The organism is Haloarcula sp. Atlit-47R (genome assembly GCF_003665985.1).
In the GTDB taxonomy this organism is placed as follows: domain Archaea; phylum Halobacteriota; class Halobacteria; order Halobacteriales; family Haloarculaceae; genus Haloarcula; species Haloarcula taiwanensis.
The window spans coordinates 16,167-42,853 of sequence record NZ_QPLQ01000003.1; the positions used below are offsets into that span (position 1 = coordinate 16,167).

General features: G+C 55.8%; 19 protein-coding genes. 12 read left to right on the forward strand and 7 right to left on the reverse strand.

The window, feature by feature from the left end:
- Nucleotides 1-530: 530 nt before the first annotated feature.
- Both DVK00_RS12380 and DVK00_RS12385 read right to left on the reverse strand, forming a co-directional pair.
- Nucleotides 531-1,775, reverse strand: coding sequence for a Cdc6/Cdc18 family protein (locus DVK00_RS12380; protein ID WP_101351648.1), 1,245 nt, complete (start codon nt 1,773-1,775; stop codon nt 531-533).
- A gap of 819 nt (nt 1,776-2,594) precedes the next feature.
- A complete protein-coding gene (locus DVK00_RS12385) occupies nt 2,595-3,251 on the reverse strand; it encodes a helix-turn-helix domain-containing protein (protein WP_232794587.1) in 657 nt (218 codons plus the stop codon).
- An 88-nt stretch (nt 3,252-3,339) separates the two neighbouring features.
- Between DVK00_RS12385 and DVK00_RS12390 the strand changes: the two genes are divergently transcribed.
- Nucleotides 3,340-4,026, forward strand: coding sequence for an NADH-quinone oxidoreductase subunit B (locus DVK00_RS12390; RefSeq protein WP_101351649.1), 687 nt, complete (start codon nt 3,340-3,342; stop codon nt 4,024-4,026).
- Nucleotides 4,027-4,049: 23 nt separating this feature from the next.
- Here DVK00_RS12390 and DVK00_RS12395 read toward each other — a convergent pair whose 3' ends face one another.
- Nucleotides 4,050-5,264, reverse strand: coding sequence for an ABC transporter substrate-binding protein (locus DVK00_RS12395; protein ID WP_121577784.1), 1,215 nt, complete (start codon nt 5,262-5,264; stop codon nt 4,050-4,052).
- Between the two features lie 897 nt (nt 5,265-6,161).
- Nucleotides 6,162-7,232: a D-xylose 1-dehydrogenase Gfo6 gene (gfo6, locus tag DVK00_RS12400; RefSeq protein WP_101351651.1), complete on the reverse strand. Its 1,071-nt coding sequence runs from the start codon at nt 7,230-7,232 to the stop codon at nt 6,162-6,164.
- Nucleotides 7,233-7,930: 698 nt separating this feature from the next.
- Here gfo6 and DVK00_RS12405 point away from each other — a divergent pair.
- Nucleotides 7,931-9,076, forward strand: coding sequence for an alpha-D-ribose 1-methylphosphonate 5-triphosphate diphosphatase (locus tag DVK00_RS12405; protein WP_121577785.1), 1,146 nt, complete (start codon nt 7,931-7,933; stop codon nt 9,074-9,076).
- Nucleotides 9,077-9,135: 59 nt separating this feature from the next.
- On the opposite strand, the gene DVK00_RS12410 is transcribed toward DVK00_RS12405, so the two are convergent.
- Nucleotides 9,136-9,771, reverse strand: a complete 636-nt coding sequence (locus DVK00_RS12410) for a hypothetical protein (RefSeq protein WP_101351653.1) — start codon at nt 9,769-9,771, stop codon at nt 9,136-9,138.
- A gap of 791 nt (nt 9,772-10,562) precedes the next feature.
- Between DVK00_RS12410 and DVK00_RS12415 the strand changes: the two genes are divergently transcribed.
- The 4 genes from DVK00_RS12415 to DVK00_RS12430 all read left to right on the forward strand — a co-directional run bounded on the left by DVK00_RS12415 (nt 10,563) and on the right by DVK00_RS12430 (nt 15,282).
- Nucleotides 10,563-10,844 carry a winged helix-turn-helix domain-containing protein gene (locus tag DVK00_RS12415; protein ID WP_053968835.1) on the forward strand — a complete coding sequence of 94 codons (282 nt, stop codon included), beginning with the start codon at nt 10,563-10,565 and terminating at the stop codon, nt 10,842-10,844.
- Between the two features lie 498 nt (nt 10,845-11,342).
- Nucleotides 11,343-13,091 (forward strand): hypothetical protein, encoded by a 1,749-nt coding sequence (locus DVK00_RS12420; RefSeq protein WP_121577786.1) that lies wholly within the window; start codon nt 11,343-11,345, stop codon nt 13,089-13,091.
- A gap of 380 nt (nt 13,092-13,471) precedes the next feature.
- Nucleotides 13,472-14,299, forward strand: coding sequence for a glycosyltransferase family 2 protein (locus DVK00_RS12425; RefSeq protein WP_121577787.1), 828 nt, complete (start codon nt 13,472-13,474; stop codon nt 14,297-14,299).
- Between the two features lie 56 nt (nt 14,300-14,355).
- Nucleotides 14,356-15,282 carry a DUF1616 domain-containing protein gene (locus DVK00_RS12430; RefSeq protein ID WP_121577788.1) on the forward strand — a complete coding sequence of 309 codons (927 nt, stop codon included), beginning with the start codon at nt 14,356-14,358 and terminating at the stop codon, nt 15,280-15,282.
- A 32-nt stretch (nt 15,283-15,314) separates the two neighbouring features.
- Here the strand turns inward: DVK00_RS12430 and DVK00_RS12435 are convergent, their stop codons facing one another.
- Nucleotides 15,315-16,460, reverse strand: a complete 1,146-nt coding sequence (locus DVK00_RS12435; RefSeq protein WP_121536919.1) for a glycosyltransferase — start codon at nt 16,458-16,460, stop codon at nt 15,315-15,317.
- A 243-nt stretch (nt 16,461-16,703) separates the two neighbouring features.
- On the opposite strand from DVK00_RS12435, the gene DVK00_RS12440 reads away from it, so the two are divergent.
- The 3 genes from DVK00_RS12440 (at nt 16,704) to DVK00_RS12450 (ending at nt 21,124) form a co-directional block, all read left to right on the forward strand.
- Nucleotides 16,704-17,906 (forward strand): glycosyltransferase family 4 protein, encoded by a 1,203-nt coding sequence (locus tag DVK00_RS12440; protein ID WP_121577789.1) that lies wholly within the window; start codon nt 16,704-16,706, stop codon nt 17,904-17,906.
- Entirely contained in the window at nt 17,903-19,162 is a 1,260-nt protein-coding gene (locus DVK00_RS12445; RefSeq protein ID WP_121577790.1) for a glycosyltransferase, read from the forward strand. The genes DVK00_RS12440 and DVK00_RS12445 overlap by 4 nt, the downstream gene beginning before the upstream one ends.
- A 153-nt stretch (nt 19,163-19,315) precedes the next feature.
- Nucleotides 19,316-21,124 (forward strand): hypothetical protein, encoded by a 1,809-nt coding sequence (locus DVK00_RS12450; protein WP_121577791.1) that lies wholly within the window; start codon nt 19,316-19,318, stop codon nt 21,122-21,124.
- Between the two features lie 31 nt (nt 21,125-21,155).
- On the opposite strand, the gene DVK00_RS12455 is transcribed toward DVK00_RS12450, so the two are convergent.
- The gene (locus DVK00_RS12455; protein ID WP_121577792.1) at nt 21,156-22,571 is read right to left on the reverse strand and encodes a sulfatase; all 1,416 of its coding nucleotides are present in this window, start codon (nt 22,569-22,571) and stop codon (nt 21,156-21,158) included.
- A gap of 199 nt (nt 22,572-22,770) precedes the next feature.
- Between DVK00_RS12455 and DVK00_RS12460 the strand changes: the two genes are divergently transcribed.
- From DVK00_RS12460 to DVK00_RS12470, 3 genes are all read left to right on the forward strand, one after another.
- A complete protein-coding gene (locus DVK00_RS12460) occupies nt 22,771-24,252 on the forward strand; it encodes a sulfatase-like hydrolase/transferase (RefSeq protein ID WP_121577793.1) in 1,482 nt (493 codons plus the stop codon).
- Nucleotides 24,253-24,370: 118 nt separating this feature from the next.
- A complete protein-coding gene (locus tag DVK00_RS12465; protein ID WP_121577794.1) occupies nt 24,371-25,327 on the forward strand; it encodes a glycosyltransferase family A protein in 957 nt (318 codons plus the stop codon).
- A gap of 136 nt (nt 25,328-25,463) precedes the next feature.
- Nucleotides 25,464-26,660 carry a sulfatase-like hydrolase/transferase gene (locus DVK00_RS12470; protein ID WP_121536929.1) on the forward strand — a complete coding sequence of 399 codons (1,197 nt, stop codon included), beginning with the start codon at nt 25,464-25,466 and terminating at the stop codon, nt 26,658-26,660.
- Nucleotides 26,661-26,687: the final 27 nt, after the last annotated feature.

The following is a 26,687-nucleotide window of genomic DNA, read 5'->3' on the forward strand; positions in this document are numbered from 1 at the left end:
GAACAGAGCCAATCAGAGTAGATGACGCTCGGTGAGTTCGGGTCAGAACCCACTACCAGCGATTAGCTGGTATTCCCATGCAGGGAAGCCGCGTCGTTCACGACGCGGAGGCTGTCACATTAGGAGGAATCGGAGGACCTGACAAGACGTATGAGTTGGGGTGTGTCAAAAGCCCCTGGCAGGTGTGAGTGACGAGCCAAGAGATAGACGAAATTATCTCTAGTTTCTTCAAATAAACAATCATTTGACGCGAAAACAACGTTCGGCCAGTCCATAGTGAAAGATAGTTTGGTTATACATATTACTCACGTGTAATTCTCAAATGTAGTACCGATAGGCTACACATGAGGAGTTATCGCAGCAAAAGCAGTGGTGTCGCTAATAGACACCACCGTGTCCGGAGTTCTACGACTTATATGTTAAAGTATAGAAACTCCCGGTCGTCGGTGACAACACCACTCTGTCCGCTGTTCTATATCCTGAAAATGGCCCCGTATCGGTTGGGTTCGACACCACAATGTCCGCCGTTCCTAAGTGGACTGGAAATCCGAGAGCGTCGCTTCACTGTCGACGAGGTTAGTGACGGATTTGTGAATTCCAACGTCGTCGACGGTCTTCTCAAGTGCTGCGAGGATCATTTCCGGGTCCATCTCGAGAGAGTACTCGCGATACGTTCCCCCACGTCGTCCCTCGTTTCGCTCGATTGCTGAGATAATGCCTAACATCGACAGTTCACCGAGATGGTCACGCATTCGGCGTGGAACGAGTGGGTCGATTCCCGCCTTTTCGGCGAAGTTCGTGTATCGAGGTCTGATGTCCCGTGTCCGGGCCGGCGTCTTCCCCTCCTGGTCGAGCGTAACCATTGCGTACACGACCAGATGACCGTGTTGGGTCAGTCCCGAGATCCCTTCCTGGATCCGACCGCGTTCCAGAACGTCGCGTGCCTCTCGAACAAGGTCTTCCGAGATCGTGTCGGTGGCTTTGTCGCGGGCCAGATCACCCGTTTTCATCAACAAGTCGAGTGACTGTCGCGCGTCACCCGCATCTTTCGCGCCGTATGCAGCACACAGTTCGATGACACCATCTTCGAGAACGCCATCGTGAAACGCTACGTCAGCGCGTTGTCGCAGGATCTGGATCAACTCCTTTGCGTCGTATGCGGGAAACTGGATCTCCTCTTCACAGAGCGAACTCTTGACTTTTGGGGAGAGATCATCGCGAAAAGAAAAGTCGTTCGAGATACCGATGATACCGATCTTCGCAGAGCTTAGATTATCATTCGCTCGCGCACGCGGGAGTTGATAGAGAATACTATCATCTTCAATGTGATCGACTTCGTCGAGAACGATGTAGATAGTACCGCCACAGGAGTCGAGTTCGGTCCACAGCATATCATACACCGTCGCACGAGGATATCCAGTCGTACTGATCTGACTCGTTTCGTCCCTGAATTCGTTGACGAGTCGGGTAGCGATCTGATAGCTGCTGGAAAGGCCATCACAGTTTAGCATCTTCACCGTGAGGTCGATATCCTCGTATTTCGCCGCGTCCTCTTCGAGATGGTCGATTAGATACCGCGTGCCAGCGGTCTTTCCAACCCCCGTTTTACCGTACAAAAAGATGTTGTTTGGCTGTTCACCGTTGATTACGGGCTGGAGAGCCGCTCGATACCGGTTTAGTTCAGTGTCACGCCCAACAAGGTTCTCAGGCTGATAGTCCTCTCGAAGGGCATCCCGATCTAGGTAAATTTCGGTGTCGCGTTCGAACATCCCCATAGTCGTTGCTTGATGTATTGTAAGGAAGTCATATAAAACCACCCCTGTCCGGAGTGTCCGGAGTGTCCGCTGTTCTTTTCTTTATAAGTAATCCGGGGTACCCTCCCACCCCACTATGTCCGCAGTAACTAGGAGAGAAGGGGAGAGGGGGTAGAACCTGACCATTACTAGAGGAAAAGTTTATATCCTCTTGCGTAGAGCTAGACCGTACTGCAATTTTACAGTCGTATTACAAACCACTACAGTGTTATGTGGTAGGCTGTCTAGACTAGACAAACTACATTCCAACTCAAAAATTGCCGTCTCTGCTTCCCCCTCCCCGTTCTTTTCGAAGAACAGCGGACAAAGTGGGGTGGGAGTCTTCGCTCCGGCCATTTGTCGAATTCATACTTGTTAGCCCCTCTCTGCACACCTCATAGCGGTAACGTAGTTCTGGGACACACCATTGTGTCCGCTGTTCTCCCGTCCGGCCGCCAGAACAGCGGACATCGTGGTGTGGCTACACCGGAATTACACCACAATGTCCGCAGTAATGTGGCGGTATAGAACTTCTAACACAGCATTACTGCAGACACTGTGGTGTACTCTGTGTCCTGCTGTTTGCTTGGCAACTCGTAGTGGCCGGTGCAGCGCTCTCGAACATCCACCCTGCCCACTACTGGACCCAAATCGTCACTGAATACTACCTTGCTTTACCGTTCGGTAATAGACTGTTTGCCCGTCATCACGATACCCAACTGATGGATTCTGCTGCCTCCACAGTCGAACAATTCAGTTACAAGTTGGAGTACCGATATCTTCCTGTCTCTGTTACAGTTGTCATCGGAACACACGTTCGACAAGCTGTGCCTCCGCTTTCCTGAGATGGTTCGACGCGGTACTGGGCGCACAACCGAGCTCCTCGGCGACGTCCTCAACGCTCCCATTTCGTGGGACATCGTAGTAACCGGCTTCCCGTGCTGTAGCGAGAGCCTCGCGCTGGCGTGCAGTAAGGTCGGTTTCGAATGTTCCGGGACTGGCATCGTATTCACCGACTTTTCGGACATTTACGGTAATTCCGTTGGGGAGTTCGCTCCTGACGTCTTCGAGAACAGCAGGTTCCCCAACGACATCAAACAACACAGTCCCGTTCGGTCGGTAGGCAACCGGTGGAACGACCATTAGCGTCGGTTGCTCGAACGCCGTGTAGAACTGCCGTGATTGGTCAGTCTCTCTGCCACGGACGAACGCGTAGAACGCCTCGTCCCGAACGGGTGTAATATCGTAGCTTTCCATGGTTTCAACCGTAGAAAGCGCCGATTCGTAGGCCTCCTGGTCCCCAACGACATAGAACAATGTATAGGCGATCTTGTCCTCGACGCCCACTTTCCATGTAACGAGCCATTCGCGCTTGATTGCCTCGCTTTCAGTCATGAAACGGTGCATCGGACGCTGATACTCCGATGCATACTTGATCTCCAAGCGGAGATATCTCATAGGCGAGTTCTGAGACGGCTCCCGTATAAACACACTAGTGCATACGACAGTTTGCGTATTCATTCTCAGTGGCTATTTCTCTCTGTTCATGAGCAGTGATCGGCGAAATATGGACGACGCACAGTCTGACCAGCGAATATCCCGCGGCAGAACCACGAAGAACCGATTTAATTCTACACTTCGGGAGGTCCTTGGCTCGTCTCCGTTCATTCTCACGAAATTCGACGCGTTCATGAACTGGGTTCGAGGCTCTTCGATGTTTGTGCTGCAGTTCGGAATTGCCTGTTGCACCATCGAAATGATGGGCACTCTCGCTACAAAACACGACCTCGACCGATTTGCTGCTGGAGTCCCCCGGGCATCGCCGAGACAGGCAGACCTGATTATCGTCCCGGGGACCATCGTTTCGAAGTTCGCACCGCGGATGAAGCGCGTCTATGACCAGATGCCCGAACCGAAGTTCGTCGTCTCGATGGGGTCGTGTACCATATCCGGTGGCCCGTTCCAGGAGGGATACAACGTGATCAAGGGTGCAGAGCAAGTCATTCCGGTCGATATCCATGTCCCGGGCTGCCCACCACGCCCCGAGGCACTCATCTACGGCGTCGCCAAGCTACAGGAGCGCATCGCCGAGGGTGAGTCCTCGCCAGTGACGGTCAAGCCATACGAACTGGAGCAGTTCGGCGATCTCGAACAGGACGAGCTCGTGGACAAACTCGCCAGCGAAATCGACGAGGACGACCTCGTCATGCGATACGATTGGAATGCGCCATAGCTTTCAGAGGCGCCTCGACTTCATTATTCGTCTGTAATGATCATAGCAACGCGGTCGCGGCTGAAAAGCTGTTCATCCGGTGGAATCTCCGGATAGTGGTCCTCATTTTCGTAGGTAGGCCACTCGCCAAAGACATCCGGATACAGTTGTTTGGCAGTCATTTCGATCTGGAAGAGATTCATGATCGGACCCTGGTATCTCATCCCGTGCGCGTACACGCGGTTGTCTTTGACTGCCGTGAGATCTTTGCCAACGCTGTGTGTGGCAAGTCTCCTCCGGACGTCGTCCATGTCGTAGCGCGGTGTCATTCCCCAGAGATGGAGGATTACGTCAGGGTCTGCCTCCAGCATCGTTTCGTAGCCAACCGAACCCCAGAGACCGTCCCACGTCTCATCCTCGAAAGCGTCGTTGGCTGCGAGCGGACGCGTGTCGGCGAGCCAGAATCCCGGACGGTTGAGGTGATACGTCCAAAACTGGCCGTCGCCAAGTGTAACCCGAACTGCTGTCGGCCGTTCTTCCTGCGGTGGAAGGTTCGTCTGGATGGTTTGTATGAGTCCTTCGTGAACGGATCTGAGCTGTTCGTAACGCTCTCGCTCTCGAAACACGGTGGCGACACGACCGAAGATCTCCCACAGCGTGTAATACTGGTAGTCCTCACTGTATGGTTCCTGCGGATCACCGTGTGTTCCGCTATAGAAATTTCCGAAAAGGGGTCCGATGTTGTGGATAACCTCTTCGATATCGCCCATATCCCAGTTCTCCTGGGTAATCGCCCATGCGGGGTCAAGGAAGTGAATGTCGCTATCGAGGCTGTAAAAAAACTCCTTACTGAAATTATCGTAAGGATCTGGAAGGTCTTCCCAGTCAAAAGAGACACCCGAAAGTCGCTCGTAGTAGTGGTTCATCGATGGACCGGCCATATCTGGAACGAACATCGAATTGATCGCGTCATCGCAATCAAGTGCCACTAGCATGTCTGCGTACTGATTGTACATCGTGAAGACATTCTCCGGAACGGAGTCGAACTCGACTTCTCCGACAGGGGAAACCGACGCAGTGTATGAGCCGCTATCTGATGGCGCTGCTCCGTCCGTGCCGGTATTGCTTGATGTAGCTGTCCTCGCTGATTCAGCACCGTTGCCGGAACAGCCAGCAACGATCGAAGTGCCGAGGAGCAACCCACTGCCGGAGAGGTAGTGGCGCCGGGTGAAGCTCCCAGTATCTCCTGTTTTGCCCATGATTTAGGTTGGCCTAATACTCCCTATATGACTTTCGCATTACATAGCTGTCTATGGCGGAGATGTAATAGCAGATCCGATTGCAACTCTTGATTAGTGCTTGTCACAGCAGTCCTCTGAGCAACTCCTCTCAATAACGCAGTTAGTCACTGAACGGTCCCACCAGAGAAGTTCCCAATGACTCCCGGACAGTCAGTTCGGACTGTCAGTGCCAGTTAGTTCACGAAAGGTAATGGCCTAACCAAGAATGGCTTCTGACTTGCTTGCAGTGCAAGCGACTGATCGTGCCATCACTGCAATGAGTATAAGTCAATATTCCCTGTGTTAAAATTACAAACACGTTGTTCATATATGTATCTGGAGAATGTGGGGTAAATCGGCCCAGTTTAATCTGTAGATTCGGTTTCAATGATGAAATATCGTGCTTATACTTCCATATATTATCAGATTCAAACGAGATATCTGCAGCTGAAAATATAACCAATTTTAAATCTGTATAGAAGCTGCCCTGTCCATTCAGTAGGCTATCACCAAGAGCAAAACTTCCCCAGACCACTATCCGCCGATAGCGTGTCGGGTCGCTGGCGAAATATAACGCCTGTACAGATGTTATTATATTATTATCCCATCACTAGGTGATAGCTTTTTACCCGACGGGGAGTCCGATATCTTGTCAACCTTCGCTACAGCTCTCAGTTGACTGGGTCTCCAAAAATTGATATTCAATTCCGGATCAGTGGGTAATATAAAACCTTTCAGCCGGAAGTTTATTCGAAATACCATACTGCGATAGCGCTATATCTACTCCGGACTGGAATTAGACGAGCCGTTATTGACACGGGAACGGGTCACGAGCCAATGAACAAGCGGTAGGAGTAGAAAACTCGAACGACTTAGTTACAACTCGACAACGTCACCGCTCTCTGCAGCTTCGTGAATTGCCCGGATGACTCGCATATCTTGGAGACCATGGCGGCCGTCCGGACCAATGTCGGCTTCGGTCAGAACGCGGTCAGCGAAGTAATCGAACTCTTCACGCATTTCGTCCTCCGCGTCAAAACTCTCGTGTTCGACAGTTATTGTGGTCTCGTTTCGAGACAGATGGAGTTTTGCCTTCCCGTGGAACGCTGGACGGATGTCGATTTGTCCGTCGGTGCCAGTTATTTTCAGCTGTGTATCACTGTGGGCGTTCTGGCTGTCGGTCGTGACCATCTTGACACCGTCCTCCAGCGCAAGCAAGGCCCCAGAGCGTTCATCGGGCACGTCTTCAAACGCCTCCTCATACGAATCCATCTGCGATTGCACCGCCAGTGGTTCCCGGTCAAGCAAGAACCGAGTCGTGTTAATCGAGTAAATCCCCAAGTCCATCACTGAGGTGCCATATCCTGACAGATCCGGATCGAGACGCCACTGGTCTTTGTCCGGATTCATCTCAAGCAGTGGCTGGCTGTTGTTTCCGTATACGGATACTGGTTCCCCGATAAATCCGTCTTCGATGAGCTCCTTTGCGCGCCTGACAGCGGGGTCAGTCTGCATCCGATAGGCAATCATCAGCGGCACAGCGGCGTCTTCACAGACCTCGACCATTTCCTCTGCCCGTCCGACCGTCGCTTCCATTGGTTTCTCACACAGGATCGCTTTGTCTAACTCTGCGGCTGTCTCGGCGTATTCCAGATGTAGGGCGTTCGGTGTTCCAATGTAGACCGCATCAAATGCGTTGGCAGCTGCCCCGTTGTGGAACTCTTCGTAACTAATCCCGTGGTTGACGCCGTTCTCATCGGCGAGCCGTTCAGCTTTTTCCGCCGAGCTACTGACGAATGTTGTGGCCTCACCTAACTCAGAGTCCTGAATCGCGGGGAGCGCCAAGTCGATTGTCCACCAGCCGAGGCCGAGTAGTGCATACCGAATGGTCCCATCTGTGGTGGTTTGCCAGTCACGCTCGTTGTATGTATCAATCCAGTCTTTCATAGGAACTTATTCCAAACGCTGTTCGCTAAAACCTTCGGGTTCTGAACATGCAACCGCCATGTCAGTGGTAGCAACACAGGGGACCTCACAATAACTTCGATGAGTCCTCGACGACGTTGCTTGATAGCGTCTGATATCGTGGCGAGTGGGTGGATCGCCGGAATCGGTCATTGTGGAACCGCGATATTGGTACAACCGACCTTGTTCTTTACATAGGTGTTATTATACTCTCTCCTATCATCGGAAAAATAGTGAGAAATCACCGGTCAAATGCTCTTTTCCGGCCAGTTAATACGGTATTATGCGAGTAGGTGTAACCTAATGGATATGAATTCGACAGAATTACGTGCATTTTGTGAACTCTATTATGATATTATATAAATCTGACTTGCAAACTATAAACTCTTGACATGTGGGCAACTGTCCAGAATACCATTTGGTCTCGAATCTTGCGGGCGGGGTCTCAACTCAAGTCATGATCGATTGCTGGAGTGGTCTGCCTCGTTTTTACGATTCAAGAGTGCAACTGACTGGCTTGTCTCCGAGTATCCCATCTGGTAAAACTACAGCTACAGCGACCTATTCTATATAAATATAGACTCTATATCTGGCCAGAGCGTAGCCGTAGTGAGCATATATTCATGCTTTTAGACAGTGAAGTGTTACCACATTGATTATCATACAGGGAGTCATAGAACATGAGTAATAATGCAAATCAGACATTGATATCAGGAGGAACTGTTGTTACGCCTACGGCGAAAATAGAGAACGGGACGGTGACGTTTTCTGACGGTAAAATTGTCTCAGTGGACGCAGAACCTCACGACACCCCCGATATTGATGCGACGGGTAACTATGTCCTGCCTGGACTGATTGACCTTCACGGTGATGACATTGAACGGCATCTCTTTCCGAGAGCCGGGGAGCGTGTCGACACGACTATCGCTCTGGATCGCTGTGATATTGCCAACGCTAGTGCAGGTATTACGACAAAATATCATGCTATCTCGTTCGAAGATGTTCCAGATGATAACCGGAGTATCGAATTAGCCCGTCGCCTCGCCGAACAGATACGGGATTTTGACCGCAAAACCGGTGCTCGTGTCGACAACAGGCTACATTTGCGGTGTGAGCTAACAAATGAAGCGGCAGTCGACGCTGTCTCGCAGGGAATCCGATCAGGGGGGGACCTCGTCTCTCTTGTCTCACACATCCCCGGACAGGGTCAGTTCGCTGGCGAAAATACAATCGCACAACGCTATGACTGCCCCGATAAGGAATTTGAGGCAGGCATTCAGACCCTCGAGACACGCCGCAGCAATGTTTCAGACACAGAAATAGTGGCGCGCGCACGAGAGATCACAGATTTAGCGAGCAGTAGAAATATACCGGTTGCCTCACACGACGATGAAACTGTTGCGAGTGTAAATAACGCTGCTGCCATCGGGGTGGACATCAGCGAGTATCCGCTCTCTCACCGTGTTGCACAGCGTGCGACCAAGCTAAACCTGACCGTGGCGATGGGCGCGCCGAATGTGGTTCGCGGTGGGAGTCTGTGGGACGGACCCGACGCGTCTCAGGCAATCAAAGACGGCGTCGTAGACATCCTTTGCAGCGACTTTCGGCCGCAATCATTGCTTAGCTCTGTTTTCATTGAAAACAATGACTCTCTGATAGACCGGATGTTACGTGTTTCTACTGCACCAGCTGCTGCTGCCGGGTTATACGACCGTGGGCGGCTGGAGTGTGGGGCAAGAGCAGATATTATTATTGTTGATCCTAACCCGGAACCATCCATAGTACGAACGTATGTTGCCGGCGATGAGGTGTACCGTTCTGCATAGCCGACTCACCACGCGTACTGCGTAAAAATTCGCCGCGGAACCAAACGCTTCTGATCCGGCTACTCGCTTTCCGGCATTTCCCGCTCTACGGACCAGTGATACACGGAACACGCGCCTGCAACACCTACGACTATGGAGAACAGTCCCAATACCATGTTCCCGGGGAGTGAGAAGGCGACAGAGGCAGCCAGGACCATTGCGCCCAGCATCGAAACGGCTGCGTAATACTGATGCCACTGTCGATCGCTCTCGCCATCCTCAGAGCGGTCGAGGTACGTTTCGAAGTCGTCGGCCTTTTGCGTAAGGGTGATATGCCCACGGTCTTGGTTAAAATCAACGACGCCGATATCGTCCATTTTTGGGAGATGGCACTGGTAAAGACCGACATACACGCGCTTGCGCTCACTTGACGTCAACGCATCAGTCGTGGTCTCGTTCTCGATAGCCGCGACGTGTTCTGCAAGCTCCCCAAGAGAGACCTGTTCGTCTCGTTCCCGAAGAAAGTGGAGGACCTCTCTGCGCCGACTGTTTTTCAGTATTTCAAAGATGACATCCAGAGATATATCGGGATCGTCCTGCTCCTGCGTCGCCGCTTGGTCGGCACTGCTTTCCTTCCCCTTCGGCGCTGGGACGGACTCGTCGCTTAGTTTACTCTCCGGTTCTGCTTCCGTTTGTGCGGTGTCTTTGACTCCCATATTTACCCACTTCCTGTGTGCTGCGACATCGTCCACCCGTCTGGAATCGCGCTCACACAGCCCCCCGGCTGTATCGACGGATCGTTACGCTGTCAGCCAGCATTTCAAATCAACATCACCTTGCCACTTAATACTTTGTTATGTAATATATTAGATAATTTTTTGCTGGTTACCGATAAGGGTAGTCAGTAGTTGCATTGGTATCCTAGGGGTAACGGTGCTCTCTGAGTCAATTTTTGACGATCCTCGGTAAGCTAGAGCTTCGGTGGGCGGTGAGATGTGATGAATAAACAGGACGACCGTAACAATCGCTGAAACGCGATAACATCGCGGTTATCCGCAATTCTCTTCCTCACATTGTCTGAGATAAATCGTAGCGTATATCTAGTGTTCCTGTGGGCTGTACAAGTAACGGAATCTTATGACCCCCAATTGAGCGGCGAGGTATATCGCTGAAATCCTCCTCGATATACGAAGCCTCTGGCGAACTCCTTCTATGGAAAGTCCTCAGGAATTGCAACCTTACCGGTTTTGAAGTAACCATATTTGATCAGGAACCTTCCGACGGTCGAATGAATGGTTGAAACGCACCATCCGCAAATTAGATTGAAGAACGGTATTACTCACCATATACTCAGTATGCAGGGTAATCAACCGGAATGGTGTATGGTTACGAAGCGACACCAAGCGACACGAGCGAAACAATTAACCACAGGCACATGGAATATCCCTGTACACGAGTCTGTATCCAAAGACGGTAGCTGGGACACTCGTGCATACGAATAGATACGATGGCAGACTTTGATCAGTGGGATGAAGTGAGCTACGTGATCAGTTCACGGTATCGAGTCGAGACTCTCCGTCGATTGTCAGAAGGCCCCGCGACACCGTCGTTGATCGCGGACGATCGAGACATGAGTATTGCACATGTCTCACGTGCGTTACAAGAGCTCCGTGAGTCGGAACTTGTTGATTTACTAGTCTCGGAAGATCGAAAAAAAGGGCGCGTGTACGATATCACGGAGAAAGGTGTCGATATTTGGGAAACAATCGAACGGAAGAACATGGCATAACCGTCACGTCTTGGACTTGCGTCAGCAAGGATGTGCGAGCGCATCAGCTTAGAACTTTCTCCGTGCTTCTCTTCCATCGAAGGAATGTACAACAAATATAACGCTCTTGCGTATGTGATACTTTGTTACACTAGATCTGGGATTGTATCACGAGTGGTGTGTTTTCCGCGGAGCCAGATGCGGCAGTCGTTTAATTGAGACAGCAACGATCGGTATCAACTCACTACGACTATGCTGGACGCTGTCACTTTGACGGACGTGTCTGGTGGTAAACGAACGCTACCTGTTCTGAGGTCTATACTGCGGGAATCCGCTCTTCGATGTTGAATACAAAGAGTGTCTACCAGCGGGTATAACAGCCGTAACAATAATGATTTGTAACATACCTGTGTACGCATGTTGTCAATAGGCTATGGAAAATTACTGATTGGATGCGTTGCTGGACTGGTGGTCCTTGGAGGTGCTACGTTAGGGCTCGGAATCGGTGGCTTCGCTGATATGCCCGCAGATCCGGAGACCACTGCCGGCGAGGACGAACTGGAGATCACCGCTGTGCAGTCTTCAGCCGAGATTCGGCCGGACGAGCCGTTGCGTGTACGCCTTCGAATTACGAACGCAGGGTCGGAAACGACAACGAAACAGGTAGCGCTACGGCTGAGCGGCGACGGGGAGCAACAGTCTCCCGAAACAGTAACAACAAAACAAGTCGAGCTTTCGGCAGCTGAACCGACAGAAGTGACCCTGGCTGTCGAGCCTGAGCAACTCAGTTCCGGAGAGTACACGTACGCCGTTGCTGTCGGTGACTCGTCGTCCCCGGAGACAACTGGAAATGTGGTTGTACTCACTCCCCCCACATTTGTACTCGCCGACACCACTGCAAACGCTACTATCGTCCGTGGCACGAACGCCTCTATCCGGGCAAACCTGACCAATGTCGGTGCATATCGCGGCGTCCAGACCGTCCGATTCGCTGTCGATACTGACCGAAACGGCCAATACTCCGATACCGAAATCTTGAACGAGAGCGTACACTCGCTTGCGGGCGGCCAGAGTCAGGTGAGCACTGCCACGGTCAACACTGCTGATTTGGCCCCAGATGAGTATCAATACAAGATCGCCACGGAGAACGCAACAACGACCGGGACCCTCAGTGTTCAGCAACCGGCGACGTTCCGGCTACAGAACATGACCGCACCGGCTAACGTAACGAAAGGTGAAACTGCCAATGTCTCTGTAGTCGTCGAGAACGTCGGCGATGTGGGTGGTACCGACAACGTCACGCTCCGCAGTGATTCCACGAACACCACCTACTCACGCTCCGTTTCACTCGCTGCTAATGAGTCGGCGTCGGTGTCTATTGGGGTGCACACGGCGAATTTGAGCCGCGGGATACACAACCATTCGCTCGGGACTGCTGCTGACAAGGAGACCGTTTCGATGACGGTGGAGGACAGCCATTTCGAGGTGTCGGATCTGGACGGACCGAACGTCCTGTACGTCGGTGATACGGCTGTGTTCTCCGCGAGCGTAACGAACACTGGCAACGTAACTGCGACCCAATCGATCCAGCATCGCATCGACAGCGATGACGACGACCGACCAGAGACCTATGGAGTCAATAGAAACGTTACGCTTGCACCTGGTGAGTCGACCCGTGTTCGCTTCGAGATTGAATACACAGTAACTGACTCGACAGATTATCCAGTAGAACCATTAAGTCTGCAGACGTACGTTTATGGTATCTACTCAGAGGACGCGCGTGCGTCAACTGCCATGTCGGTCAAACCGTCGTGGGCAAAGGACGGTAGCGGGTCCAGCAGTTCCGGCAGCAGTACCAGTGTCTCTGAGGGCGATCGCGCCTCGCTTGACGAAATAACCCAGGATAAGTACGGACTCTACTATAACGAGGTTAGCGGCGAAACGAAGCGCCAGATCGAAGAGATTCATGAACGGCAGCCGTTCGCGGACGGTCTTGCGGCTGCAGAGGTGCGGACGCGTGAGGAGATCGCCCGGCAAGAGTATGGAGCTGATGTGAAAGCTGGCGATAAGTTTAATTTCACTGGATTAGATATTGAAACACAACAGAGGGTCGAAGCGGACTTCGATTCACAGTTCCAGACTGATTCCGGTGACCGAATCGAGTCGTGGGACGAACTGGCAAACGACACCTACGGAGCGTCGTACGAGAACCTGACCGCTAGTCGCCAGGCGGACATCAGAACGACGTATCAGGATCAATTCGAATAACTCCCTCTCGCTGTTACCGAGTAATCGACGTACACAGGCACTTTTTGGATTGACCTAATGAGATATTTATCGATTTGATGCGTCACTGTATATGACTGCTAACCCTGGAAAGTAAGGAATAACAATAGATCGATTTCTCCAACATGGCGTCAGAGAGGGCCCCATTGGTGGCCGGTGACCGGCCCTACGACCTACCATGATTACCACTGAACCAGAGGTTGCTGTTGGCGCGTGGGTCTGGCATGCACGCCGACCCCAGATGAGTAGTTCACCTGTCGATAACTCTGTGTCAACCGTAGCGGAGTCCCTCCAGCAATGCGACTGTGCTGTGCAACTGACAGAAGCGAAGCGACACGGCTCATTCTCGGGGGGGACATAGCGTGTATAACGGTTCGACAATCGGTGTTGTTGTTCCCGCATACAATGAGGAGGGATTTATTAGTGATGTCATCGACTCACTTCCGGAGTACGTTGACCAAGTGTTCGTTATCGACGACTGCTCGACAGATGGCACGTGGACCGAGATCAAGGAATACGTGGATACCGAAGTGACACAGGCAGGTGTGACCGGTGATTCTGCCGAACAAATAGTTGTTGCCGACGGGGCAGGAACAACGATATCTGAAAGCCAGACGTTTCTCGACAAGCGGATCGTCCCGGTCCGTCATCAGACAAACGGCGGTCGCGGAGCCGCTATACAAACTGGCTACGAGCTCGCGCTTATGAGCGGCATGGATGCGATTGCAGTCCTCGATGGCGACGGTCAAATGGATCCGAACATCCTCGATGAGATTCTCGACCCAGTCGTTGAAGGAGAAGCGGATTATGCGAAGGGCAACCGCTTGATATCACGACGCCACTGTGCCCAGATGTCCAACTGGCGGTTTTTCGGAAACGCACTCCTCACGATATTGACAAAGGTCGCGAGCGGACACTGGAAGATGCGCGACCCACAGAACGGATACACTGCGATTTCCGCAACGGCGCTCGAACAACTCTCGCTGAACGATTTGTTTGACGACTACGGGTTCCTGAACGATATGCTCATTCAGTTAGACGCCAATGGACTGACTGTACGGGACGTACCGATGGAGGCGTTTTACGGCGACGAATCAAGTGGGATCAGATACAGTTCGTTCGTTCCGAAGCTGTCTATGCTGCTCCTGCGAGGATTCTTCTGGCGAATCGGTAAGAAGTTCTTCAGATGATACGTCGCCCGGTTATGTAGTTCCTACTTATATCGGACCAGTGGTGACAGTATCGCATGGCTAGGTGGTCCGCATCTCTGTTGCGAGTGGCTGATCTGGTGGCCGTCATTCTGCTTACCGTGCTGGCGCTCGCGGCAACTTTCCTGTCAGAGTCACTGCTCCGAACCGTGGTGACGATACCGTTTCTGTTCTTCGCACCGGGGTACTCGGTGGTGGTGGCGATGTTCCCACACCGGCGCTCGTCACTCGACGGCGAGCAGTTATTCGGCTCCGAGGCGCTTCTGCTGGGAATCGCTACCAGCATCGCCCTCGCGATTATCGTCGGGGTGAATCTCGAGTACACGGTCTGGGATATCGCCGCGGCCCCAGTGATGGTCGCCCTGTCGTCGATAGCGCTTTTGGCGGCCAGTATCGGGATGTATCGCCGACTATCGACTCTCAACGAGACCTCCCCTACTACGTTTGGTGGCTCCTCGTACCGGGCCAAGACCCCGAATATCGGCGACTCGATACAGCTCAGCTCAGTCGTTGTTGCCGTCGCTGTGCTCGTCGCGGTACTCAGCGTCGGTGCTGTCGCACTGGACCCGCCCCGCGGTGAGCGGTACACGGAGTTCGGGCTCCTCACCGAGGCGGACAACGGGACGCTCGTCGCTGACAACTATCCGTCCGAGATGTCGGTTGGCGACCAGGAGACACTGTATTTCACGGTCACGAACCGTGAGATGCAACCCAAACAGTACACCGTCGTGATTACGCTCGTCGCTACGAACGAGGACGGAGAGGCAATCCAGCGTGCGCAACTGGATTCGTTCAGAAACGAAGTCGCTGCCGAAGAGACGTGGCGGCAGGAACACACGGTCGAACCCCTGCTGAGCGGTGAGCGGTTACGACTGACGTATCTGCTTTACGACGGGCCTGTCCCCGAACAGCCCACGGCCCAGAACAGCTACCGGGAACTCCACGTCTGGCTCGACGTGTCGTAACGAAGCTCTGGTGAGGCGCTATACCGCTTGAGTCAGGCCGTTCTGTGAGCCGGGGCTGCGGTAGGCAGGTGCGCTCGAATGAACGCCTCGTAATCCCGAAGCACGGCCTCGGGGGCGAAATCGCGCGCCCGCTGGACTAATCTCTCTTTGTCCGGTGGGTCGGCCAGAGTGGTACGTATCCCATCTGCGAGGGCGCTATCGTCCCCGACCGGGACTAGTGGTCCGATTTCGCCACCTTCTAAAATTTCGTAGGGACCGCTAGGACAGTCAGTCGAGACGACCGGGCAGCCACACGCTAGCGCTTCGATGAGCACTGTCGGGAGCCCCTCGTGTACCGACGACATAGCTAGCACGGATGCACCGGCCATGTAGCCGTAGGGGTTGTCGACGTAGCCCGGAAACGAGACTTTCTCGCTGATTCCGAGATCCCGGGCCAACTGCCCGAGTTCGCCACGCTCAGACCCTCGACCGACGATGATTGCTCGCGTTTGTGGGCGCGCTTTGTGTACCCGTTTGAACGCTTTGAGGAATGAGCCGAAGTTCTTCTGTGGCTCGAGGCGGCCGACGCCGAGTACGACCTCGTACTCCGGAACGCCGACCCATTCGTGGTCGGCCGGGTCCCGGGACCGCATGCGGACCTCCTCGACGGGAATCGGGTTGTGCAGTACGGTCACGTCCTCACGACTGACCCCCACGTGTTCGACGATGCTTTCGGCGGCACCTTCGGAAACGGCGACGAACTGGTCCGCTCGGTCGGCAAGTCGGCCCGCGAGCCACTCGACGAACTTCTCTTTCGGCGAGTCCTGCACGCCGAGGGTATTGTGGACCGTCGGAACCGCGACCGCATCGGAGCCGGCCAATCCGTGTGCGACGAGACAGACATCGTTGGCGTATGTCATCTGCGAGAAAATCATGCTCGGCGTTTCGGTCCTGAGATACCTTCGGAGCGCCGGGACAGCGGCACCGATACCGATTCCCGAGATAGACGGAGTCTCTAGGTCGATGAGGCGAACGTCGCTTCGCACTTCTTTCTTGAACTCGCCTTCACAAAACGAGACGAGGAGATCGACGTCGTACCCTTGCTCGGCCAACCCGTTTGCGATTGTCACCGTCACCCGTTCAGCCCCCCCAACCGTCAGGGACGGAACGTAGAACGCCAGCGGCCTCTGCCCTGTCATATCGACATCGTCTCGGTCAGTAGGCTTTTTTACTATCTTCCTACCCCGAGGCATCTCTCGTATCTTTGCCGTACCGCACGCTGTGGGATGGTCCGCAAACTGGTCGGGAGACTACGACGGAATTTGGCGACAAACTCGTCAACGCGCGAATTCCGCTCCGGAGCAGTTACGCGGTTAGGACTGTGATACCCTGGAAAGCACAGGCTTAACAATAAGTATCGGACAGCAAGCGTCCTGCACAGAATGCGCATCCTACGTGTCGCCCAAGATATCTTTCCGGACAAAGTTGGGGGAGCACCTTATCACATACACGCTCTAAGCCGCGACCAGGCCGAGATGGGCCACGATGTGACGGTCCTGACCGTCTCGAACGACCAGTCTCTGCCACAGACCGAACAGAGAGCCGGGTACACCCTCGTCCGTCTGTCGCCGCGTATCGAACTGTTCGGTAACGCGCTGTTCGCCGGGACGGTGAAGTACCTCCGCAACGCTCGGGAGTACGACGTGGTACACGCTCACTCACACCTGTTTTCTTCGAGCAACCTCACGGCGGCTTACAGCCGGGTGACCGACATCCCGCTCGCCGTCACGTGTCACGGACTCATGTCGCAACGAGTCCCCGAATGGTTTTCGCGGTTCCACCTCAACACTGTCGGACGGTTCACATACAACGCGGCGGACGTACTCTTCTCTTACACTGCACTCGAACGCGAGCGCCTCCGGGACCTCGGTGTCTCGTCCGATATCCGCGTCATCCACAACGGGATTGACGTCGACCGATTCACGCCAGTCGGCAAAACGTACGACCGGATAACCGATGCGACTGGTCCGGCAGTCGTTTTCGTCGGTCGTCTGGTCGAAGGGAAACGGCCTCGGGACGTTCTGAAAGCGTTTCAGATAGTCCAAGACAACATCCCCGAGGCCAAACTGTTTTTGTGCGGTGACGGACCGCTTCGGGACAAGCTAGAACAGATTGTCGAGCGAGAGAATATGCGCGAGTCGATACGGTTTCTGGAGCGGGTTCCGTATCAGGAGATGCCGGCGGTCTACCGCGCCGCGGATCTGTTTGTACTTGCCAGTAGAACAGAAGGATTCCCGCGAAGCGTCATGGAATCTATGGCGTGTGCCACGCCCGTTCTCAGCACCCGACTGGAACAGACGGAACAGGTAATCGAGCAGGCTGGCCAGACGGTACCGGTTGGGGACACGACGGCACTAGCCGAGGCCATGTCTTCGATGCTCGACGATAGAGATGCGCTACGAAAGCTCGGCCAGGCCGGCAGGGAGATTGTGATGCGAGAATACGACTGGTCCGAAACGGTCGAGCAGACGACACAGGCCCTCGGTACTATTTCCACGTCGACGCCCTTCCAACAGCAGGTCGACAGCGACCAGGCCGAAGAGCAGGTGATACCCGCCGGCTCGAACACGGAGCACGAGCAATGAGCCGCTCGGACACGACACACGAAGCTCCCACCGCGGGCACCGACAGCTACGACGACGCCTCCCACCAATCCCCGGACGAGACTGTTCGCGTCTGCTTTCTCATCAACAAACTCGCGCCTGACGGCGCACCGACTATCGTCCTGAACCTCGTCGAGCAAGCGCGAGACCAACCGTTCGATTTCACGGTCTGTTTCTTCGGCGGTGACGACACGCTCCGGACGGACTTCGAAGACGCAGGCGCGCGCGTGGTCGACTTCGGAGCGGTCGGGGAGTTCCCGCAGTTCGACCCACGCTCGCTCCCGCGTATGCTCCGGTTCTTCCGCCGGACATCGTTCGATATCCTCCACTGCCACTTGCCGTACTCACAATCGCTCGGACGACTCGTCGGCTCCGTGGCCGACGTCGACCACATCGTGAGCACACAGCACAACGTCCCGGCGAACTACCATCCAATCGAGCGGGTGGCGGAACGTCTCACCCGACCGCTCGACTCCCGGACCGTTGCCGTCTCGGAGGGCGTTCAGACGGCCTTCACCGGTGAGAGCGAGGTCTTTCACCACGATACTGGTCGGCAGTGGAGCACGATTCCCAACGGGATTGACGTGGACGCCTTCGCCGGCTCCGTGGACGCCGCTGACGGACGTGCCGTCCGCCAAGAGTGGGGCCTTTCGGACTCTGACCCGCTCTATCTCAACGTGGCCCGATACGAACCCCAGAAGCGACAGCCGACGCTCATCGAGGCGATGGGGGAGGTCATCGACAGCGTGCCGTCGGCACACCTTCTCATCGTCGGGTGGGGGTCGCTCGAAGCATCGCTCCGAGAGAAGGTCCAGAGCGCGGGCTTGTCCGAGGCTGTGACGGTCACCGGACGCGTCCCGGAGATTCACGGGTATTACGCGGCTGCCGATGCCTTCGTCTCTGCATCGGCCTTCGAGGGACTGCCGGTGACTATCCTCGAAGCCATGACCGCGGAGTGCCCAGTGGTCGCCACGGACATCGACGGCGTGAGGGAAGTCGTCCTCGACGGTGAGACCGGACGGTTGGTTCCTCCTGATGAGCCAACACAGATGGCAGCGGCGATGCGAGAGCTCGCGGACCACGCGACCCGGGAGCGCTACGGGGAGCAGGGGTGCGACCGTGTCCGAAACGTGTTCACCGTCGAACAGATGGTCTCCCGCTACACTCGGCTGTATCGCTCTCTCGACGGCCAACAGGGACGGGAGAACAACGCCGGAGAATACGAAAACGATGCCTGACACCGATATGCACGACACTGTCGTCCGCGGCACTGCCGACCCTGGCCGACCCGCGCCGACGGCCCGTTATGCTGCGTTTACTTATTGTTACAAACCCGAACAAGCGGACGTGAACCGTGTCACTGGTAGTGACTTCATCTCTCTCCACCAGCGATGAGTATCGTAAATAATCTCGAACGCCGTCTCGACAACTGGGTCGGGTTTACCGATAGCCATCTGCAAGCGACTCTCGCCGTCGTTCTCTCGGGCCTCCTCCTCGCAGAGGGTGCGCTGTTTCTTCGCACCCAACTGGCGACGGGATACGAAACGTCAATTGTCGAGTCGCTCCCGTCGGCGTACTGGCTCCTCTTCTATGCGATACTAGCCGGCAGCATCGTACTGCTGTTTGTCGCCGCTACGACTGGCACCACGTTCTGGCGACACGGACTGGCCCTCTTGCTGGCGAATTACCTCATATACACGTTCCTGCCAGTTGCCCGAGGGTACAAGCTCTATGGACGCGGTGAGGCTGACAAACTTCGGCATCTCGGGGACGTCCAGGGTATCGTCGAAACCGGGAGCCTCCCCGGCATCTGGTATCCCGGCGAACACGTTCTGATGGCGGAACTAAACATGCTGGGCCTTCCGCTGACGAGCACCCAGTACGGCATCAATTTCGCGTTTACTCTACTACATATCGTGGCTATCGGGGCTGTCATCCGTCTGTTCAGTCAGCGGCGGGAGAGCATCGCAGTCGGACTAGCAGTCGGTGCGCCGCTCCTGTACACCACGTTCCACCTCTCGGCACATCCTGCCATCTTGTCCTTCATGCTACTCCCGGTCGTTTTGTTCGTACTCGAACGGTACCGCCAGACGAACGAGAAGACGTACCTCATACTTCTCGTTACGCTGGGTCTCGCGGTCATCTACATGCACCCGATGACGACGCTGTTCATGATTGGGATGATTACGGTGACGGCGGCGTATTCAATTCTGTACCGAGGCCTCTTCGATAGCTCAATCGAGACGCTCAGTCTCCGTCTGGGTGCCCTCTTCCTGCCGCTTCAGTTCATCTGGTTACAGGGCTTCCGACAAACGAAGGTGTCCATGTACAACATGTTCGGACCGGACAAAGGTCCGAGCCCGGCGGCCCAGGAACTGGCGAAAGCCACGTCGGTTTCGTTCACTCCGGTGCAGTTAGCTTGGAAGTTCGTCGACCTCTACGGCAGCGTGTTCCTCTACTTCCTGATCGCGGGCCTCTTTCTCCTACTCGTTCTCGTGGCCTTCCTCCGCAGAAACAACCGCTACGACTGGGGCCTCGGCGCGACCCATTTCATGGCCGGTGTAACGCTGGCAGTGCTCTTCTTGCTCCGTGACCTCGTCGTCAAGGGCCACATCCGTCTGTCACGCTACGCCATCCTCTTTGCCGCAGTGGCTATCGGGATGTTCATTCTCCATCTCTTCGAGCGACAGCGGTCATCTCTGATAGTCTTGTCCGCACTCGTCGTGCTTCTTGCGGCTGGATTAGGTGCCCAGGCGGCATACGAGCCGAACCGGCATCTCACCCACGCTGAGTACGACGGGACGCAGTATCTGTCGACGAACTACGACCTCGGAGAGCCCGTATACTCGATGGATACGTCACACAAAATGAAGGAGTTCGTGCTGTCGAGCAATCACGACCGCCTGTGGCCGAGAGGCATCACTACGGAAAACGACGTTCCGGATGCGTTGGGATACACCGGACCGGATGTGAGGGCGGCGGATACGTACGGCAGTGCGTATCTCGTGACGAAGACGTACGACCGCAAACGACACACTGCTTCCCACTACACCCCGGAACAGCAGGAGTTCCTCTTCCGGTATGGCGAGTCCCATCTGAATGAGTTAAAACGGGACTCGACGGCGAACAAAATATACGTGAACGGCGGGTACACAGCTTGGAGAGTATCGCCACAAGTAGATGAGGGGACCGCCGAATAATCCGGCTCGGCACGCTGCTCTCGGAGCGGTCTTACTCGACTAAGTATCCCAGGTCGGACAGTTGGTCTCTGATGTCGTCGCTGAACTCGGCCGCTTCCCCGTCGACTTTCTGACTGTCGATTTCGCTCAGTCGCCGCTGGAGGTCCGCCTTGAGTTCGTCCCTGCGGTCGGGGTACGACATAGAGACGTCTGACTGTTCATCGGGGAGTTCGAACAGCACGTCACCTTCCGAACTCTGCTGATATTTGAACTCGTGGGTCCGGAGCGAACTGAGCGCCGCGTCGTGGAAGTACTCGGTATCGAACGACGGGTCGTGCTCCTGTATCGCCGAGAGTGGGCCCTGGATGTCGGCGGCCCGCTGGCTGAGTGCCGCTGTCCGTCGTTCGTTCCGGAGGTCGATGCCATCGAAACCGGTCGTATCGCCGCCAGCACACTCGACGAGCGTTCGGACGATGTCGACATGCTGGACGAGTTCGTCCTGTTTACCGGCCACTGAATCGAGCCCGTGTACGACGGCCGGGACGTGAACCAACCCGTCGTGAAGGACGAATTTGTGACCGAGCAGGCCACACTCCCCGAGGAGGTCACCGTGGTCGGCGGTCACGACGAACACGGTGTTTTCGAAGTCAAGCGCCTTCAGATGGTCGAAGAGCTCTCCAATCAGCGAATCAGAGTACGCGACGAGTGTGTCGTACATCACGTTCAAAGCGCTCCAGTCCGCGTCGCCGAACTCGCTGACGTTGGCGATTCCTCGGTGCAGGTCGGCGGTGTGTTCGAAGGCCCGCTCGCTCGCTGCTCGTGGCGATTCGATGAGGTCCGACGCGAACTGGTCCTGCCACGCCGGCGGCGGATAGTACGGGAGGTGTGCGCCGTGGTAGTGTGCGGATATGAAGAACGGGTCATCCGTCCCGGCTCGGGACGAGACCTGCTTCTTTACGACTTCGTTGACGAAGAAGTCGGGTCGGTGTTTCGTCTTCTCCGTACTGAGACCGCCCGAATGGGACCGCACGTTGCCGAGGAACCGGAGCAGCGTAAGCGGGCTGACCTCTCTGAACAGGTCGCTCGGATTGATGTGTTTGAACGTCTCGAACCCACGGCAAAGGCCGGTCGATTCGCTGAAGTAATGGTTCGCAGAGACACCGACCGTCTGATACCCGACCTCCCGAAGTCGCTCGGCGACGGTGCTGACGCCCTCTGGAAGCTTGTTCGTACCGTAGCCCGTCCGGTGGTGTTCGGGAAAGGTTCCGGTGAGTATCGATGCTGCCGACGGCAGCGACCAGTTCGCGGCGGCAATGCAACTACTGAAACTGACTCCGTCCGGCTGATTGGCGATACGCTCCATGTTCGGCGTCGTCGCTCGCGTGTGCCCGTCCAACGTGGTGCGGTCGTAGCGAATACTGTCGAGAGTAATCCAGATGATATTAGGCGGAGCAGTTGACTCGCTCATTACTGCGTTAGATTCGGCGTTGGCTGATTGTTAATGACTACGTACACCGACTGTGCATCGCACGTCTGTGAAGTCCAGCGATTCTCCCGCCGGTGGCCGGCAGACTCTATCGGTCGCTGAAACACTGTACGCGAAGTAGCAGGAGATTGGTCGGTTTTACCTCGTATAACTATACCCGTCGGTGAAAAACTGGGTGCCAATGTCACCGAAGCAACGGCCGAACGTGCTGTTGATAGTTCTCGATACAGCACGTGCGCGCACGGTGCTTCCGGGTCTCGAATCCGGACTGATGCCGACGCTGTCGCGTATTGCGAATGACGGAACGACGTTCACTGACGCGACGGCCACTGCACCGTGGACGCTCCCTTCCCATGCCGGGATGTTCACTGGAAAGTACGCGTCATCACACGGCGTCCACGCCGGGAACCACATCTTCGACCCGGACTCCGCGCCGCTCGCGTCCCGACTCTCCGACGCAGGCTACCGAACGGCGGGCATCTCGGGCAACGTCTGGATAAGTCCGGAGTTCGGCTTCGATGCCGGCTTCGACGAGTTCTCGATGAAGTGGGACCTGTTCTGGGACGCCCCCGAGCTTTCGAGCGTTATCAGCAACCGGAACACGACGGCGACCGGCGACACCATTCTGGACGTGTTTCGGGGGCAAGGCCCGGTCGACCTCCTCAAAGGCGCGCTTACTACCGGCTACGCGAAGTTCCTCGCGGAGCGCAACGACGATGGGGCACGCCACACTACCTCACGGACGGTCAAATGGCTGGAGCAGAACGGCACGGCGGACGACCCGTTCTTCTACTTCCTGAACTACGTCGAACCCCACCTTCCTTACGAGCCGCCCGAACCCTTTCTCGACGAGTACCTGCCTGACGGTGCCGACCCGTCACGCGTCTCGAACCTCGACCAGGACCCCTGGCAGTACGTCGCCGGCGACCGGGAGCTAACTGACGCGGATATAGAACTATTCAAAAGCCTGTACGAGGCAGAACTGGCGTATCTTGACACGCAACTCGGACGGCTGTACGATACACTCGCCGAACAGGGTATTCTCGACGAGACCGCCATCATTCTGGTCGGGGACCACGGGGAGAACATCGGCGAACACGGGCTGATGGACCACCAGTACTGCCTCTACGAGACGCTGATTCACGTCCCGCTCATCATCCGATACCCGGAACTATTCAACGATAGAGAAGTTTCGGGACCCGTCGAACTCCGGGACCTGTATCCAACCGTTACAGACCTCGCGGGCGCTGAGCCGCCGGCCGATACGGACGTTTCGACGCACAGTTTGGTTCCCCGAGACGGAACCGTCCCCGTACGGGACAGCGCAATCGCCGAGTATCTCGTCCCGCAGCCGTCGATGGATGCGCTCCGGGAGGCCGTGGAGTCGTTCGATGAGACCGCGACGCGGTTCGACCGCCCGCTTCGAGCGATTAAAACCACTGACTGGAAATTCATCGAGGCACCGGGCGACACCGAACTGTACGACCGCGATGAGGACCCTACCGAACGGATTGACATCGCGTCGATGCACCCGGACATCTGTGAGCGCCTCGGGACAGACCTCCGAGACGAACTCGGTCGCCTCGCTCGCGGCACGTCGGACGAAACCACCATCAGCGCGACCAAGAAAGAGCGCCTCGAAGACCTAGGGTACCTACAGTGACACTCGCCCACTGCACCGTCAAGATACTACGAGAACCACAGCGACGCCGGCCCACGACGTGGCACCGGACGGCACACTCGACCGAGTCTCCTGACACAGCAGAACACGTCCAACAGGTATGAACGACCCGCTCGTCAGTGTTGTCCTCCCGACGTACGACCGTCCAGAAAACCTTCGCAACGCCGTCCAGAGCGTTCAGGAGCAGACGTACAGCCACATCGAACTCGTCGTTGTCGACGACCACTCACCGACCCCGGCGGCGGACACGCTCAGTCCGCTCTCGTTCGACGAACTGACCGTCGAGATAATCAGACACGAGGAAAACAGAGGTGCAAACGAGGCCCGAAACACGGGGATACGCGAATCGACGGGCGAGTACATCGCTTTCCTCGACGACGATGACGACTGGGCCCCGTCAAAAATCGAAAAGCAAGTGGCGGCGTTCCGCGAGGCCGGCCCGGAGGTCGGTGTCGTCTATACGGGGTCCGAGTACGTGTACGACGATTACGTGCGCACCGTCACCTTCTCGCTGGAAGGGGACGTCACCGAAGCGATGCTCCGCGGTCGCTCCCTCGGTGAATTTACCACCCTAATGGTACGTCGGGATGTCGTTCGGGCCGCTGGGCTCCCCGATACAGACTTCCCGAGCTGGCAGGACCGCGACTGGCTGCTGCGCCTGTCCCGTCACTGCGAGTTCAAAACCGTCCCCGAGGCGCTCACCACTCGGCGCCGCAAGACCGGAGAAGACAGCATCAGCGACAACTTCGAGGAGAAACGCGACATCTCGTACCCGCTGTTCATTGAAAAACATAGGGACCTCGCCGCGGAGTACGGGTGGCGATGTGAGCGGGCGTTCATGGCCGCGACGACCGAATCACTCGGGCAGGAGGCGCTGAAAAACGGCTACTACGCTGATGCAAAAAAATACCTCCTCAAAGCGCTCCGATACCATCCACTTGATAGATCGCGGCTCGTGTACGCTCTCGTCGCATACGGCGGGAAGTACACCTACAGGGCGGCACACACGCTAGCCAGTCTGCTCCACCGGGTCAGGACGGATACCATCCACAAGTAGGAACTGACTAGTAATACTGCCGGTCGGCTCGCTACAGTTGCAATCGTGGCTTGAACTCGAACCCTCGCGCGCGCCGTCCGTACAGTTGATTAACACCTCTCTTACTTTGCTCCCGATAGTCTTGGGGACAGATAGAATGCACTTGGATGTCGAAAACGTCCTCATTTACGTCGACGACGCTGTTAGATACGATTCGATTGCGGACACGCTGTCTGATTTCGGGCCGACGCACAAGACCATCGCAGCGTCGACTCATACCCCGACGTCGTTCGGGAGCCTACTGACCGGATTGTTACCGCCGCGGAGCGGAATCCACAGTTTCAAACACACAGTACCCCCTGACGTACGGTCCGTCTTCGACATCGAGACACACGAGACGTCGATGGGGTCCGAGGGAGGGATGAACGACGGCATCGCAGATATCTTCGGCTCTCCGGCGCGGACGACTATCGAGGAAGCGAAGCCGCCGTTCGTCCACGTCGTCCGCCGTCCCGGCGGACATGCGCCGTACAACGGGTTCGAGTGGGACCAGTACGAGTACGCGGACGAGACTGCCGCCGAATACTTCGACAGGATTTCGAATCAACCCGAACAGGCACGAATCGATTACGAGCAGGGCGTGGAACGCTCGTTCGAGGAATTCCAGCGTGTCCTCGGTGTCCTGAAAGAGCGCGGGCTCGCCGACGACACGTTAGTGGTCTACACGAGCGATCACGGTGAACTCCTCGGCGAGTACGGGTTCTTCGGCCACACACACGCTGCCACGCCCGAAGTCGTCTACGTCCCGACGACGTTCATCCATCCCGACCTCGAACCCGGACGGGCCGATGGGCTCTTCCACCACGTCGACTTGGTGCCGACCGTCGCCGACGCGATGGCACGCCCCGTCGACATCGGACAGACGGACGGGGTTATCGATGGCGCTGACCGCGAAACTGGATACAATCACCTCCGGCACATCCGGTACGGGACCCTTGCCGACCCGCTCGAACGGCTGCTCCAGCTGACCGGCGGATTTGAGCGGACCATCCAGAGTCTCTGGGATGCGAACGGTGGTCACGTATTCGTGGAGGGGTCACAGGTCACTGCCTCGCTCATCTACCTCGTCCTGTTGCTACAGAAGCCGTTCGGGAAACAGGTCCGACACGGCAATCGTGTCTTCGAATCGTACAAGATGTTCACGCCCGGACACGCGTCGTACGGGCTCCCCGGATTCGACACGTCCGAGGCCCGGTCGAAAATCGACTCGATTCTCGAGGGCGAGACAGCCGGCAGCGAACACGACATAGATGCAGCCACTGCGGAGCATCTCGAAGAGATGGGATATCTATAGCGGGGACAGCGTTTCGGTAGCCGTATT